The sequence below is a fragment of the Janibacter sp. A1S7 genome, assembly GCF_037198315.1.
GTDB classification, from domain to species: Bacteria; Actinomycetota; Actinomycetes; order Actinomycetales; family Dermatophilaceae; genus Janibacter; species Janibacter alittae.
Genome location: NZ_CP144913.1, coordinates 237,307 through 251,432, shown reverse-complemented (window position 1 = coordinate 251,432; position 14,126 = coordinate 237,307). Strand labels below are relative to the sequence as shown.

Genomic DNA, 14,126 nt, shown 5'->3' with positions numbered 1-14,126 from the left:
ACCGCCTCACCACAGCATCGGTTGGTGCGGTTGGGGGCTCGGTCGCGACGGGCCGCGCCCCGGAGCACCCGGGACTTCAGACGTTCAGTCGCCGACCTTGTCAGCTGCCTTGTCGGCGGCCTTCGCGGTCTTGGTGGCGGTCTTCTTCGCGGCGGTCGACGTGGACTTGGTCGCGGTGCGCGTGCGGTTCGCGGCCTTCTTCGCCGTGGTGCTGGTGCCCTTGGCGGCGGAGGTGGTGCGCTTGGCGGAACCGGAGACGGCCTTCTTGGCCTTCTCGGTGTCCACGTCGACGTCCACCGAGTCGGCGACGGCGTCGGCCGCCGCGACGGCCTCCTTGCGACCGATCGTCAGCGTGCGCTTGGCGGACGCCTCGACGTCGGAGACGGCCTTGCGGACCGTCGTGACGAGGCCCTTGCCGAGCGCCACGGTGGCCTCGGCCTGACCGACGAGGTCCTTGGTGGCCTTCTGGTTGCGCACGCGGGTGACGAGGTCCTCGCCGCGCTTGGTGAGGTCGCTGTAGTAGCTCTGGACCTCGGCCGGGGCGGCCTTGACGCGCGCCTGGACCTTCTTCGGCTCGAGCTCGGCACCGAGGGCCGAGATCTGGGTGGTGTAGCCGCGGAAGGTCTCGACGGCGAGGTCGGTCGCGCCGACGGTGGCATAGGTCTGGTCGGTGACGACCTTCTTGACGGTGGTGGTGACGCTCATGGGTTTCTCCTTGGTGTGGACTTCGAGTTCTTCGAGCCCGACGCCTTCGGCGAGCCCTTCGTACGGGTGGACGACGAGGTGTCGCCGCCCCGGGTGGTGGCCACCCGAGAGGCCGAGGCCTTCTGGGGGGCGGAGGTCTTTTGGGGGGCGGAGGTCTTCTCGGTGGCCGGCTTCTTCGCTGCGGTCTTCGTGGCCCGCTTCGTCCCCGCCCGGGAGGAGGTCGTCCTCGTGGCGGAGGAGGGCGAGGCGGACTTCTTCGCCGGAGCCGCCGTCGGGGTGGAGGCCTTCGTCCGGGTCCGGTCTGCGCCGACGAAGGACTCGTAGATCTCCACCAGGGTCTGCCGCTGCCGCGACGTGAGCGCGGGGTCCGATCGGATCGCGGAGCGGGTCTTGTCCCCGGCCTCGGCTCCCGCGTCCTTGGGGTCGAGCAGTCCGGCCTGGACGTAGAGGGTCTCGGCGGAGATCGAGAGGCCCTTGGCGATCTGCTGCAGGATGTCGGCACTCGGCCGCTTCACGCCCCGCTCGATCTGCGACAGGTAGGGATTGGAGACCCCGGCCAACGCAGACAACTGCCGCACGGAGAGCTTCGCGTGCTGACGCTGCTCGCGCAGGTACTCGCCCAGGTTGTTCCCCAGGTTGCCCGGGAGGGCGTCGAGCGGGTTCTTGGACATGACTTCATTATGCTTGCTTCAGTTAGCGCTTGCAAACCAGAGGCAGCACTTGTGAGGGAGGTCTCACCGGCCGAACGAACTGCTGCAGGCGGCACTTCGTCGAGCCTGCAGCAGCTCGAGGTGCTGCACGCGATACCAGGTGCTGCCTGCAGCAGTTCGTGTCGCGGGGCGAGGGCAGCGCCCTCAGCGAGGGACGATCTCCGTCTGGGCTGCGGCGATGTCCCCGTCGACGATCAGGTCCGCGGCCGAGTCGGTGTTGCGCTTGAGCATCGCGAGCGCGATCGGCCCGTCCTCGTGGTGCCTCGCCCGTGTGGTGACGTGGCCGACGACCTTCTCCCCCAACCGGATCTCGGCTCCGGCGTCCGGCAGGACGTGCCCCGAGCCGTCGAGGTGCAGGAAGGCGAGACGCCGCGGCGGACGCCCGAGGTTGTGCACCTTGGCGACCGTCTCCTGGCCGCGGTAGCAGCCCTTGTGCAGGTGCACGGCGGTGCGCAACCAGTCGACCTCGTGGGCGATCGTGCGTTGGTCGGTCTCGGCGCCGAGGCGCGGACGCCAAGCGGCCACCCGCAGGGCCTCGGCAGCCCACGTCCCGGCGAGCTCCCGGTCGCCGACCGCGGCGGTCATCTCCTCGACCGGGACGATGACCTCCCGCCAGCGCCGCACGCGGCCCGGGTGCTCCTCGGCCGGCGGGCCGTAGATCGCGGTGTCCCCGACCACCCGCGGCCATGAATCCAACCACGTCGGCGGCTCCCCCTCGCCACCCTCGCGGTCCACGCTCTCGCCGAGGACGGCGTAGCGGTCGCTGGCGTCCTCGACCTCGACCCGGAGCATGAAGCGCATCGAGTCCAGCCAGCCGGCGAGGTCCGGCGCCGTGCCCGGCTCGACCGACAGCCAGGTCCGCTCACCGTCATCGACGACGTGGAGGGCGTGCTCGACCTTCCCCTTGGAGGTGAGGACGAGCGACTCCACCGAGGTGCGTGGTGGCAGGTCGGTCAGCTGCTGGGAGGTCAGCGAGTGCAGCCAGGACAGGCGGTCCGGCCCGGACACGGTGACGACACCGCGGTGCGAGAGGTCGACGACGGCGAGTCCCTCGGCGAGCAGCCGCTGCTCACGCATCGGGTCGCCGTAGTGGGCGGCGACGCCCGCGTCGAGTCCCTCGCCGACGACGGCGCCTGATGTCTGGAGAAGTGGTGAGGCAGTCATGCCCCTCCTTCGGAGTCGGGGTCGGCGGCGCAGTCCGCGCAGCGACCGTGGATGGCCATGTGGCTCAGCTCGGCGACGAAACCGGTCGTGCCGCGCAGGGCATCGACGAAGGGCGTCGCCAGGGTCGGGTCGACCTCGGTCACCCGCCCGCAGTCGCGGCAGCGCAGGTGCAGGTGACCGTGCTGTCCTGCCCGGTGGTAGGTCGGCGCCCGGTGGTCGAGGTGCGTGTGCTCGACGAGGCCGACCTCCTCGAGCGCGTCGAGCGTGCGGTAGATGGTCGACGGGGGCAGCTCGGGCCCCCCGTCCGCCGCCACCAGCGCGACGATGGCGTCGGGAGTCAGGTGCGACCGTCGGGTCAACGCGCCCAGCACGCGCCGCCGCTGCTCGGTCATGCGCAGCCCGTGGCGGCGCAGCACCTCGCCCGGATCGTCCATGCCCCCAATCTACGGGTTCTATCCGGGCACGGGCAGGGGTGGCGGGCCCGGTGCCCGGCACCACGCGCCGGGCTCCGGCGGCGTTCGGACGTTCTCCCACCCGACGGCCTTACCCTGTGCCCATGCTCGAAGAATTCGATGACGCTGCGGACACCTCGCCTGCTCCGCGGCGCCGGCGCCGGCGGATGGGCCGGGCCGGTCGCGTCGGCGTCACGCTGATCGCCCTCGTCCTGCTCGTCTGCATCGGCGTCGGCGGGTACGGCTGGTTCATCAGCAGCAAGGTCGACCGCGGACTCACCCACGAGGAGCTCCTCGGTGACGCCGAGGACGACACGACGACGACCACCGGCGAGGACCTCGTCGGCGACGCGGGCGAGAACTACCTGCTCATCGGCTCCGACGCCCGACCGGGCGAGACCTCCAGCCGGGCCGACGTCATCCAGCTGGTCCACGTCGACGAGGACCACGACAACGTCTGGATCATCCACTTCCCCCGAGACCTGTACGTACCGATCCCCGGCCACGGCCAGGACAAGATCAACGCCGCCTACGCCTTCGGCCAGGCGCCGCTGCTCGTGCGGACAGTCCAGGACCTCGTCGGGGTCAAGATCAACCACGTGGCCAAGACGGACTTCGAGGGCTTCAAGCAGCTGACCGACGCGCTCGGCGGCGTGACGGTCAACAACACCCAGCCCGGGCCGGACTACCCCGCCGGCGAGGTCACCCTCGACGGGGCGCAGTCGCTGGACTTCGTCCGCGAGCGCAAGCAGCTGCAGGAGGGAGACATCTCCCGCGGTCAGCGCCAGCAGGCCTGGCTCAAGGCGATCATGCGCGAGACCCTCGATCCCCAGGTGCTGCTCAACCCCAGCCGTCTGAACGGGGTCATCGAGGCCGGGACGGAGCACACGGTCGTCGACGACGGCCTCACCGGCGGAGTCATCCGCAGTGAGGCGATCAAGCTGCGCTCGGTGCGCGGCGACGACATCCACTTCATCACCGCCCCCTTCAGCGGCTACGGCACGACCGCCGAGGGTGCATCCATCGACATCCTCGACGAGCAGGGCATGGCCGCCCTCAGCGACGCCCTGCGCACCGACGATCTGCAGTCCTACGCCGACAACGCCGAGTAGGCCTCGGGGCGGAGCCTGACGGCATTGCGAGCACCCGTGTCCCGAAATACCGCGTGACAGGCGCGCCCAACGCCGTCGGGTCCACCAGGTGAGTAGGAGTGAAGGGCTGTGTCGGCCCGACTCAGGCCCCAGCCCGCACCGAGCACCCGGGTGGGCTGACGATCCGTCGTGCGGGCTGGGCGCCAAGGGCCGATGCAGCCCTTCACCCGCGAGGTGCCCCTTACGGGCGAGGAGGGTGACGCACCCCCCTCACTCGACGCGCTTGAGCTCCGCGGACAGGTGGCTGGTCATCGGCTCCCCGGCAGCAGCCATGTCCATGACCCACATGAGGTTGGAGTTGACCAGGCCGTACATGCGCTGGGCGGCCGTGTACTCCTTGGCGCGGGGACTGCGGATGACGCCGTCGGTGGCCATCTCGATCCGACCGGGCTCGACGCTGCCGTAGTACATCTCGATGATGCCGGTCGGGTGCGTCAGCAGCAGCTCGACCTCGCCCTCACCGCCGGGACGCCAGAAACCGAGCTCGGTGCCGGCCGGACGCACCTTCTCGCCCTGCTCGTCCAGGATCCACGAGCGGCTCTCCCAGCGCAGGAAGGGCCGCTCGTCGTGGCTGACGATGACCTCCTGGCCGAAGTTGGCCGACTCGATCGTCGGGTAGCCGAGGACGCCGGCGCCCTCCCAGCGGCCGACGAGCCAGGCGAGGGGGGCGATGTCGGGGTGGATCGTGGGGTCGAGTGTGAACACCCGCCCATCGTAGGTGGCCGGGTCAGCCGAGGGGCAGCCGCGCGATCAGATGCAGCAGCGGGCCGACGAGGAGCACCGAGGCCACGCCGGAGGTGACCCCGCCGAGAGTCTCCTCCACGGCAGGCTGCTGCGACAACGCCCGGCGCAGGGACAGCGCGACGCCGGCCCCGAGGACCCCGACGAGCGCTGCCCAGGGCGCGAGCTCGGAGTCGAGGACCCAGTGGGCGCCCACGCCCGCGATCCCACCGGCGAGCATGCCGACGGGCAGCATCCACCTGACGACCCGACCGCGCTCGGTGACCAGGTCGACCAGGCCGGCCACCGCCAGGGCGATCCCGGCGATGACGACCGGGCTCGCGCTGTGGGGTGCGGTGCTGGTGAGGGCTGCGCCGCACGAGATGACGAGGATGCCCAGGGCGGTCCCGGCCAGCCCGCGGGCGAGGTCGACTCGCGCCGAGGCCTGGACGAGCGGGTGCAGGCACATCGCGATGATCCCGACGGCGACGGCTGCCGGTACCTGCTCGAGGAACGGCTCCTCCCCCTTCGCCAGGAGGGCGGCACCGAGCGCCACGGTCGTGACGGCGAGGACCACCGAGGAGCCGGCGGGCGTCGGTGAGTCGACCAGCCGCGGCCACCCGACGGCGACGACGAGCCCGGCGAGCACGACCGCGGCGATCTCGAGTGCCCGCAGACCGCTCGCGGCGGACCCGGCCAGCACGAGTGCGCTGACGACGACTCCGACGATGACGAGGGGACGCGGGCGGGAGACCGGCACCCGACGGTCGGCCACGCGCTGCGCGGCACGCTGGGCGTGCCGCGCAGCGCGCGTTGTCGGCTCGTTCGGTGCGGAGGTGCTCACGACGCAGAGGCTATCTGGCCACGGACGGCATATTCTGGGAGCGATGGCCCGACTCCTGCTCCTGACGCACGACCCGGCGCCCGGCGCCCGGGTCGTGCCGGGACTCGGGCTGCTCGGGCACGAGGTGCGCCCGCTCCCTCCGGACGCCTCAGTCCTGCTGGACTGCCCCGACGCCGATGTCGTGCTCGTCGACGCCCGCACCGATCTGGCGCAGGCGCGCGCCCTGTGCCGGGTCATCCGCGCGACCGGCACCTCCTGCCCGGTGATCGCCGTGCTCACCGAGGGGGGACTGGCCGCGGTCAACGCGGACTGGGCCGTCGAGGACGTCCTGCTCGAGACCGCTGGTCCGGCCGAGATCGAGGCGCGGCTGCGCCTGGCAACGAGTCGGCCGGTCGGGCCCGACGACGAGGACGGCCGTATCGTCGCGGGTGACCTCACCATCGATGAGGCGAGCTACTCGGCCCGACTCGGGACGCAGGTGCTCAACCTCACGTACAAGGAGTTCGAGTTGCTCAAGTACCTCGCCCAGCACCCCGGACGGGTCTTCACCCGCGACCAGCTCCTGCACGAGGTGTGGGGCTACGACTACTACGGCGGCTCCCGCACAGTCGACGTCCACGTGCGTCGGCTGCGGGCCAAGCTCGGCAGCGAGCACGAGCAGCTCATCGGCACCGTGCGCAACGTCGGCTACCGCTTCGTCCCCGCCCGCAACGAGGGCGTGCCGACCGCCGACGGAGCGGGGGTGCCGTCATGACGACCCAGGTGACCCCCTTCGCCCGGCTCGAGCCCGACCGGCTCGCCTCGGTGCGCGCCGCGGCCGAGGAGGCCACCGCCGTCGACGGCGTGGCTCCGCTGAGCGAGGCCTTCCTGCTCGGTCTCCCCCGTGAGGGCGAGCACCTCGTGGCCACCGACGAAGGGAGCCTGGCCGGGTACGCACAGATCGTCGCCGACGGCTCGGTCGAGGCCTTCGTCCTCCCGTCAGCCCGGGCGAAGGGGGTCGGTACCGCCCTCCTGGGCGCCGTCCTCGAGCGCCGTCCCGACGCCCGACCGTGGGCCCACGGCGACCTGCCGGCGTCCCGTGCGCTCGCCGCATCGCTGGACCTGGCGGTCGTGCGCGAGCTGCTCGTGCTCTCCCGGCCGTTCGCGGACGGCGACGAGGTCGACCCGGGGCTCCCGGAGGGGTTCGCCCACCGGACCTTCGAACCCGGTCGCGACGACGACGCGTTGCTCGCGGTCAACGCCGCTGCCTTCGCGTCCCACCCGGAGCAGGGCGACCTCGACGCTGCCGGGCTGGCCGAGCGCATGGCGCAGCCGTGGTTCGAGGCCGAGGGCCTGATCCTGCTGGAGGCCATCGAGGACGGTGCCGGCGCCGGGCACGGTCTGGCCGGGTTCCACTGGACCAAGGTCGACCCCCCGGACGGCGATGTCGGCGAGGTCTACGTCGTCGGTGTGCGGCCGGACCTGCACGGGCGCGGTCTCGGCGGGCCGCTCACCCGGCTCGGGCTCGCCCACCTGGCCCGGCGCGGCGTGCGCGAGGTCGAGCTGTACGTCGAGGGGGACAACCACCCGGCCCTGGCGACCTACCGCCGGGCCGGCTTCGAGCGCACGGCCGTGCACGTCATGTATTCACGTGGGGTTCAGCACACCGTGGAATGATGTCCGGTATGTCCGACAGGTCCGCCGCCAAGGCCTCGCACGAGGACACCGAGCGGCGTCCCGGCAGCGCCCGGCCCGGTGACGTGACGATCTCGTCGGCGTCTCCTCCCGCGACCGCGCAGCTGCGGCCACGCGCGACCAACGGCCGCTTCGTTCGGACCACCGGCACCCCGGACGAGGACGCCGAGGGCCTGCCGGGTGATCGCTTCCTCGACCGCGAGATGAGCTGGCTGCAGTTCAACGAGCGGGTGCTCCAGCTCGCCGCCGACGAGAGCGTCCCGCTGCTCGAGCGGGCCCGGTTCCTCGCGATCTTCGCGAGCAACCTCGACGAGTTCTTCATGGTCCGGGTCGCCGGCCTCAAACGTCGCATCGCCACCGGTATCGCGGTGCGCGGCTCCTCGGGCCTCGAGCCGCGCGAGGTGCTGGAGCAGGTCGCGCGGATCGCCCACGACCTCACCGGGATGCAGACACGGATCTTCGAGGAGGAGGTGCGTCCGGCGCTGGAAAACGAGGGCATCAGCATCGTGCGCTGGGACGCCATCGAGCAGGTGGAGAAGGAGCGCCTCGAGGAGATGTTCCTCCACCGGATCTACCCGGTGCTCACCCCGTTGGCCGTGGACCCTGCCCACCCCTTCCCCTACATCTCGGGGCTCTCGCTCAACCTCGCCGTCATCCTGATCAACCCCAAGACCGGCAAGGAGCACTTCGCGAGGATCAAGATGCCGCCCTCGCTCCCGCGCTTCCTGCAGGTGCGGCGAGCGACCGCAACCGTCACCTCGGACCTCTTCGAGGCCCGTTTCGTCCCGCTCGAGGACGTCATCGCGGCCCACCTCGACGAGCTCTTCCCCGGCATGGAGGTCCACGAGCACTACTCCTTCCGGGTCACCCGCAACGAGGACGTCGAGGTCGAGGAGGACGACGCGGAGAACCTCCTGGCCGCACTGGAGAAGGAGCTGACCCGCCGCCGCTTCGGCCCGGCGGTGCGCCTCGAGGTCGAGCACGACCTGGACGACCACGTCATGGAACTGCTCAGCCGCGAGATCGGGGTGGCCGAGGACGAGGTCTACCGACTCTCCGGACCGCTCGACCTTCGGGGACTGCACGAGATCGCCGACATCGACCGGACCGACCTGCACTTCGCCCCCTTCGTCGCCGGCACCCATCCCGATCTCGCCCCGGCGGAGTCGGCGAAGGCGGCCGACCTCTTCGGCCGGATCGCTCGGCAGGACGTGCTGCTGCAGCACCCCTACGACTCCTTCTCCACCTCCGTGCAGGCCTTCATCGAGCAGGCGGCCGCCGACCCGCACGTCCTGGCGATCAAGCAGACGCTCTACCGCACCTCCGGTGACAGTCCGATCGTCGATGCGCTCATCGACGCGGCGGAGGCGGGCAAGCAGGTCCTCGCGGTCGTCGAGATCAAGGCGCGCTTCGACGAGCAGAACAACATCGAGTGGGCCCGCAAGCTCGAGCACGCAGGCGTCCACGTCGTCTACGGGACCGTCGGGCTGAAGACGCACGGCAAGATCGCCCTCGTCGTGCGCCAGGAGGCCGACGGGCTGCAGCGGTACTGCCACGTCGGCACCGGCAACTACAACCCCAAGACCGCACGCCTCTACGAGGACCTGGGGCTGCTCACCGCGGACCCGGAGGTCGGCCAGGACCTCACCCGGCTGTTCAACCAGCTCTCCGGCGTCGCGCCGCGCACGAAGTACAAGCGACTGCTCGTGGCCCCGCGCACGGCCCGCGACGGTCTGCTCGACCGCGTCGAGAAGCAGGTCGCGCGGCAGGAGCGCTCGGGGGACGGCTACGTCGGCATCAAGGTCAACTCACTGGTCGACGAGGCGACCATCGACGCCCTGTACCGCGCCAGCAGCGCCGGCGTGCACGTCGACATCCAGGTCCGCGGGATCTGCACCCTCCGCCCCGGCATCACGGGGCTGAGTGAGCACATCCGCGTGCACTCGGTGCTCGGGCGCTTCCTCGAGCACTCCCGGGTCTTCGTCTTCGGCAGGGGCACGGACCGCGAGGCGTGGATCGGCAGCGCCGACCTGATGCACCGCAACCTCGATCGACGGGTCGAGACGATGGTCAAGGTCGTCGACCCACGTCACGTCGACCAGATCGTCGACCTGCTCGAGCGCGCGATGTCCGGTGACTACGCACACTGGACCCTCGCCGGCGACGGCCGCTGGACCCGGATCCACCGGGGTGAGGACGAGCAGCCGTTGCCCGACATCCAGGCAGCACTGATCGCGATGCACGCCAAGCGCCGCCGCAAGGCGCGGCGCTGACGTGGCAGCCACCGTCCCGGCCGCGGGAACCCTGCCGTGGCGACGTCGTCGCGGCCGCCTCGAGGTCACCCTCGTCCACCGGCCCCGCTACGACGACTGGTCCTGGGCGAAGGGCAAGCTCGACGCCGGCGAGGCCTTCCCGTCCGCGGCCGTCCGCGAGACCCTCGAGGAGACCGGCCTGCACGTGCGTCTGGGCCACCCGCTGCCGACGACGACGTACCAGGTCGGCCACCGCGGCCGCCCGGCCACCAAGGAGGTGCGCTACTGGGCCGCCGAGGTGACCGGAGGCGACGGCGCACTGGTCAACGAGGTCGACGAGGTCGTCTGGCTGGCGACGGACGCCGCCGCAGCGAGGTTGAGCTACGACCACGACCACACCCAGCTCCAGGCTCTCGTCGACGCCGACCGTCGGGGGACGCTGTCGGCGTGGCCGCTGGCGGTCGTGCGCCACGCCAAGGCCCGCTCCCGCTCGACGTGGCGGCAGGAGGACGCCCTGCGGCCCCTCGACAAGGCAGGGCACGCGCAGGCACAGGGCCTCGTCCCAGTTCTCGGCTCCTACGGCATCAGCCGCTTGGTCACCAGTCCATCCACCCGGGCCGCCGACACCCTCGCCCCCTACGCGGCCGCCGGCGGTGGCCGGTTGCGCCCCAGGCCGGGGCTGTCCGAGGAGGGCCATGCCCAGCACCCGGGCAGGGCCCGTCACCACATCGAGCGCCTCCTCGAGCGCGGCGTCCCCGCCGCCGCCTGCAGCCACGGCCCCGTGCTGCCCGACCTCGTGGCATGCCTCCTCGAGCGGGTCGACCGCACCTCCACCCTCGGGCTGGCGGCCCGCTCCGTGGTCGAGGACGTCCTCGACCACGGGATGGCGAAGGGGGAGGTGCTGCTGGCGCACGTCATCGGCACCGGCGAGGACGCCCGGGTCGTCGCCGTCGAACGCCACCACCCCCGCGACCGGGCCTGACTGCAGTCGCCCTCGCGACACGTGGGTCACCCGGCTGAACCACGCACTGTGCAGATGCACTTCACCCACTGTTCACCAAGGGGGGTCCGTCCGGTCACCCTCGCTGCCTACGTTCGTCCTGTACGACCACGGCGGTCGCGGCGGGACCGCCCGTCGCACGTCGTGGACACCCGCCCAGAGAGGTCTGACAGACGTGCTTCGCCCCACTCGCAGCCGCACCGGCCCGGCCGCGGCTGCTGCCCTGGCGCTCTCCCTGGGCCTTGCCGCGTGTACCCCGGTCAACGAGTCGGGCGCCACCGCGGACGTCGGTACGGGCAGTGGCGGTGTCTCCGGCACACTGTCCGGCGCCGGCGCCTCCTCGCAGGCCGCTGCCGTCGACGCCTGGAAGAACGGCTTCCTGGGGACCAACCCGGACGCCACGGTCAACTACGACCCGGTCGGCTCCGGCGGTGGGCGCGAGCAGTTCGTCTCCGGCGCCGTGCCCTGGGCCGGCTCGGACGCCTACCTCGACGAGGACGAGCTGGCCACGGCGCGGCAGCGCTGTGGCGGCGAGGGCAACGTCATCGAGATCCCCGCCTACATCTCCCCGATCGCGGTGCCCTACAACATCGCGGGCGTCGACGACCTGAAGCTCTCCGCCGAGACGCTGGCGCTGATCTTCGACCAGCAGATCACCAGCTGGGACGACCAGGCGATCGCCCGGGACAACCCGGGCACCGACCTGCCGTCGACGCCGGTCACGGTCGTCAACCGCTCCGACGAGTCGGGCACCACCGAGAACTTCGTCGACTACCTCTCGGTCGCGGCGGGTGACGCCTGGCCGCACGAGGTCTCCGGGGACTGGCCGGTCGCCGGTGGCACCGCGGCCAAGGGCACCACCGGCGTGGTCCAGTCCGTCGAGGCCACCGACGGCGCCATCGGCTACTCCGACGTCTCGCAGATCGGCGACCTCCCCGCCGTGCAGGTCGAGGTGGGTCAGGACTGGGTCGGCCCGAGCGCCGAGGCCGCCGCCAGGATCATCGAGACCTCCGCCCAGGTCGAGGGCCGCGGCCAGTACGACCACGCCACGGAGATCGAGCGGGACACCACCGAGGCGGGCACCTACCCGATCGTGCTGGCGTCCTACGAGCTGGCCTGCACCCAGTACGACGACGACGAGACCGCCGCCCTCGTCAAGGCGTGGCTGACCCATGTCACCAGCGACGAGGGCCAGCAGGCCTCCGCCAAGACCGCCGGCTCCGCCCCGATCAGTCCGGCGACGCAGGAGGAAGCCATGACCGCCATCGAGGCGATCACCGCGAAGTGACCACCCAACGGTTCCCAGCGGTCCCGGATCGGCCCACCCGGGCGTGGGCCGCCACGACCGCGTCCGACCCCCCTTCCCACAGGAGTCCCCACTCGTGAGCTCGCCACCCCAGGCTCCCGGCGACACCGGATTCACCAGCCTCAGGAAACGCCGCGGTGACGCGGTCTTCGCCGGTCTCTCCCTGTCGGCCGGCATCACCATCCTCGTCGTGCTCTTCCTCGTCGCGGCATTCCTCCTCTGGCAGGCGCTGCCCGCCCTCACCGCCGCGCCCGAGGAGGTGCGTGGGGGTCAGGGCCTGGTCCACTACATCTCACCCCTGCTCTTCGGCACGGTCGTCTCCGCGCTCATCGCCCTGGTCGTCGGCACCCCGCTGGCCATCGGGATCGCGCTCTTCATCTCCCACTACGCCCCCCGGCGGCTCGCCTCGGCGCTCGGCTACGTCATCGATCTGCTCGCCGCGGTGCCCTCGGTCATCTTCGGCCTGTGGGGCTTCTACGTCTTCGGCCCGTGGCTGATGCCGACGCAGCAGGGACTGATCGAGTACCTCGGCTTCATCCCACTCTTCGGTGGCCCGGCCAGCCCGAAGTCGATGCTCGTCACCGGCCTCGTCCTGGCCATCATGATCCTGCCGATCATGACCGCCGTGAACCGTGAGATCTTCCTCCAGGCACCGCGTCTGCACGCGGAGGCCTCACTGGCGCTCGGCGCCACCCGGTGGGAGATGGTCCAGCAGGCGGTCCTGCCCTTCGCCAAGTCCGGCATCATCTCCGGTGCGATGCTCGGTCTGGGCCGCGCGCTCGGCGAGACGATGGCCGTCGCCATCATCCTGTCGGCGTCCGCCCGCTTCACGCCGGTGATCACCAGCTCGGCCAATCCCGGCACCATCGCCGGCGACATCGCGCTGCAGTTCCCGGAGTCGAGCGGCATGGACGTCAACACCCTCGTCGCGAGCGGGCTGGTGCTGTTCTTCCTGACCCTGCTCGTCAACATGTTCGCCCGCTGGATCGTCTCCCGGCGGTCGGAGTTCTCAGGAGCCAACTGATGACCGCGACCAACACCGAGGCACCGGCACCGCCGCGGCCCCCTGACCGCCGGCCGGGCGGCACCGGCAGCACCCGCGACCACGGCACGCTGACCGACGCGGCCCGCTGGGCCGTGCTCGCCGCTTCCGTGGTCCTGGGCGTCCTCATCACGACGCTCGCGTGGGGATGGAGTGCCATCGCCGCCGGCGCCGTCTCCGCAGTGCTCTACCTGATCGGGATCTACACGCTCTCCCGGGTCGTCGAGGGCCACCGCCACGCGGTCGACCGCACGGTCACCGGCGTCGTCACCACGATGTTCCTCATCGCCCTGCTGCCGCTCGTGTCGGTCGTGTGGGAGGTCGCGAGCATGGGCATCTCACGGTTCGATGCCGAGTTCTTCACCTGGTCGATGCGCGGTGTCATGGGTGAGGGCGGCGGCGCGTACCACGCGATCATGGGCACGCTGATCATCACCGGCCTGACGACGCTGATCTCGGTCCCGATCGGGATCTTCGCTGCCATCTACCTCGTGGAGTACGGCAACAGGAACGCGCTCTCCAAGGGCCTGACCTTCTTCGTCGACGTGATGACGGGCATCCCCTCGATCGTCGCCGGTCTCTTCGCGATCGCGCTGTTCACCCTCTTCTTCGGTCCGGGCGTGCGCATGGGCATCATCGGCGCGGTCGCGTTGACGGTGCTGATGATCCCCGTCGTGGTCCGCAGCACCGAGGAGATGCTGCGGCTGGTGCCCAACGAGTTGCGCGAGGCCAGCTACGCGCTCGGCGTGCCGAAGTGGCTCACGATCTCCAAGGTCGTCCTGCCGACCGCGATCGCCGGCATCGCCACCGGCGTCACCCTCGCGATCGCCCGCGTCATCGGTGAGACGGCTCCGCTGCTGGTCACCGTCGGCACGACGGACTCGATGAACCTCAACCCCTTCGACGGGCGCATGCAGACGCTGCCGATCTTCGCCTACTACAGCTACGCGACGCCCGGCATCCCCAAGGAGCCGTACTTCGAGCGGATGTGGGCGGCTGCCCTGACGCTCATCCTGATCGTCATGGCGCTGAACCTCGCGGCCCGCCTCATCTCCACCTTCTTCGCCCCCAAGACCGGTCGCTGACCGAGCAGACCAGACAAAGGA

At 71.1% G+C, this 14,126-nt stretch carries 14 protein-coding genes; 8 read left to right on the top strand and 6 right to left on the bottom strand.

The annotated features are described in order from the left end of the window. Positions 1-84: 84 nt before the first annotated feature. The 4 genes from V1351_RS01220 to V1351_RS01205 form a co-directional block, all read right to left on the bottom strand. Positions 85-705 (bottom strand): hypothetical protein, encoded by a 621-nt coding sequence (locus V1351_RS01220; protein ID WP_338749945.1) that lies wholly within the window; start codon positions 703-705, stop codon positions 85-87. Beyond that, a complete protein-coding gene (locus V1351_RS01215) occupies positions 702-1,376 on the bottom strand; it encodes a helix-turn-helix domain-containing protein (RefSeq protein ID WP_338749943.1) in 675 nt (224 codons plus the stop codon). The genes V1351_RS01220 and V1351_RS01215 overlap by 4 nt, the downstream gene beginning before the upstream one ends. A gap of 183 nt (positions 1,377-1,559) precedes the next feature. Beyond that, the gene (locus tag V1351_RS01210; RefSeq protein ID WP_338749941.1) at positions 1,560-2,579 is read right to left on the bottom strand and encodes a YgfZ/GcvT domain-containing protein; all 1,020 of its coding nucleotides are present in this window, start codon (positions 2,577-2,579) and stop codon (positions 1,560-1,562) included. Then, positions 2,576-3,013, bottom strand: coding sequence for a Fur family transcriptional regulator (locus V1351_RS01205; protein ID WP_338749939.1), 438 nt, complete (start codon positions 3,011-3,013; stop codon positions 2,576-2,578). Before V1351_RS01205 ends, V1351_RS01210 begins: the two co-directional genes overlap by 4 nt. Before the next feature lie 122 nt (positions 3,014-3,135). Between V1351_RS01205 and V1351_RS01200 the strand changes: the two genes are divergently transcribed. Beyond that, positions 3,136-4,143 (top strand): LCP family protein, encoded by a 1,008-nt coding sequence (locus V1351_RS01200; protein WP_338749937.1) that lies wholly within the window; start codon positions 3,136-3,138, stop codon positions 4,141-4,143. A 249-nt stretch (positions 4,144-4,392) separates the two neighbouring features. Here V1351_RS01200 and V1351_RS01195 read toward each other — a convergent pair whose 3' ends face one another. After that, positions 4,393-4,887 carry an FABP family protein gene (locus V1351_RS01195; protein WP_338749935.1) on the bottom strand — a complete coding sequence of 165 codons (495 nt, stop codon included), beginning with the start codon at positions 4,885-4,887 and terminating at the stop codon, positions 4,393-4,395. Positions 4,888-4,909: 22 nt separating this feature from the next. Next, positions 4,910-5,746 (bottom strand): hypothetical protein, encoded by an 837-nt coding sequence (locus tag V1351_RS01190; RefSeq protein WP_338749933.1) that lies wholly within the window; start codon positions 5,744-5,746, stop codon positions 4,910-4,912. Positions 5,747-5,789: 43 nt separating this feature from the next. Here V1351_RS01190 and V1351_RS01185 point away from each other — a divergent pair, with 43 nt between their 5' ends. The 7 genes from V1351_RS01185 to pstA all read left to right on the top strand — a co-directional run bounded on the left by V1351_RS01185 (position 5,790) and on the right by pstA (position 14,105). Next, complete coding sequence (locus tag V1351_RS01185; RefSeq protein ID WP_338749931.1) at positions 5,790-6,500, top strand: winged helix-turn-helix transcriptional regulator; 711 nt, start codon at positions 5,790-5,792, stop codon at positions 6,498-6,500. After that, complete coding sequence (gene mshD, locus V1351_RS01180) at positions 6,497-7,402, top strand: mycothiol synthase (RefSeq protein ID WP_338749929.1); 906 nt, start codon at positions 6,497-6,499, stop codon at positions 7,400-7,402. The genes V1351_RS01185 and mshD overlap by 4 nt, the downstream gene beginning before the upstream one ends. Positions 7,403-7,410: 8 nt before the next feature. Then, positions 7,411-9,693, top strand: a complete 2,283-nt coding sequence (locus V1351_RS01175; protein WP_338749927.1) for an RNA degradosome polyphosphate kinase — start codon at positions 7,411-7,413, stop codon at positions 9,691-9,693. Between the two features lies 1 nt (position 9,694). After that, positions 9,695-10,654 carry an NUDIX hydrolase gene (locus tag V1351_RS01170; protein ID WP_338749925.1) on the top strand — a complete coding sequence of 320 codons (960 nt, stop codon included), beginning with the start codon at positions 9,695-9,697 and terminating at the stop codon, positions 10,652-10,654. Positions 10,655-10,847: 193 nt separating this feature from the next. Beyond that, a complete protein-coding gene (locus V1351_RS01165) occupies positions 10,848-11,960 on the top strand; it encodes a phosphate ABC transporter substrate-binding protein PstS (protein WP_338749923.1) in 1,113 nt (370 codons plus the stop codon). 94 nt (positions 11,961-12,054) lie between these two features. Continuing rightward, positions 12,055-13,002 carry a phosphate ABC transporter permease subunit PstC gene (pstC, locus tag V1351_RS01160; RefSeq protein WP_338749921.1) on the top strand — a complete coding sequence of 316 codons (948 nt, stop codon included), beginning with the start codon at positions 12,055-12,057 and terminating at the stop codon, positions 13,000-13,002. After that, positions 13,002-14,105, top strand: a complete 1,104-nt coding sequence (gene pstA, locus V1351_RS01155; protein ID WP_338749919.1) for a phosphate ABC transporter permease PstA — start codon at positions 13,002-13,004, stop codon at positions 14,103-14,105. The genes pstC and pstA overlap by 1 nt, the downstream gene beginning before the upstream one ends. Positions 14,106-14,126: the final 21 nt, after the last annotated feature.

Bases quoted from the DNA above. Each gene is read 5' to 3' on its own strand.
- V1351_RS01185 (WP_338749931.1), top strand. From the start codon at position 5,790: ATGGCCCGACTCCTGCTCCTGACGCACGACCCGGCGCCCGGCGCCCGG.
- mshD (WP_338749929.1), top strand. From the start codon at position 6,497: ATGACGACCCAGGTGACCCCCTTCGCCCGGCTCGAGCCCGACCGGCTC.
- V1351_RS01215 (WP_338749943.1), bottom strand. From the start codon at position 1,376: ATGTCCAAGAACCCGCTCGACGCCCTCCCGGGCAACCTGGGGAACAAC.
- V1351_RS01220 (WP_338749945.1), bottom strand. From the start codon at position 705: ATGAGCGTCACCACCACCGTCAAGAAGGTCGTCACCGACCAGACCTAT.
- V1351_RS01210 (WP_338749941.1), bottom strand. From the start codon at position 2,579: ATGACTGCCTCACCACTTCTCCAGACATCAGGCGCCGTCGTCGGCGAG.
- V1351_RS01205 (WP_338749939.1), bottom strand. From the start codon at position 3,013: ATGGACGATCCGGGCGAGGTGCTGCGCCGCCACGGGCTGCGCATGACC.
- pstA (WP_338749919.1), top strand. From the start codon at position 13,002: ATGACCGCGACCAACACCGAGGCACCGGCACCGCCGCGGCCCCCTGAC.
- V1351_RS01200 (WP_338749937.1), top strand. From the start codon at position 3,136: ATGCTCGAAGAATTCGATGACGCTGCGGACACCTCGCCTGCTCCGCGG.
- V1351_RS01175 (WP_338749927.1), top strand. From the start codon at position 7,411: ATGTCCGACAGGTCCGCCGCCAAGGCCTCGCACGAGGACACCGAGCGG.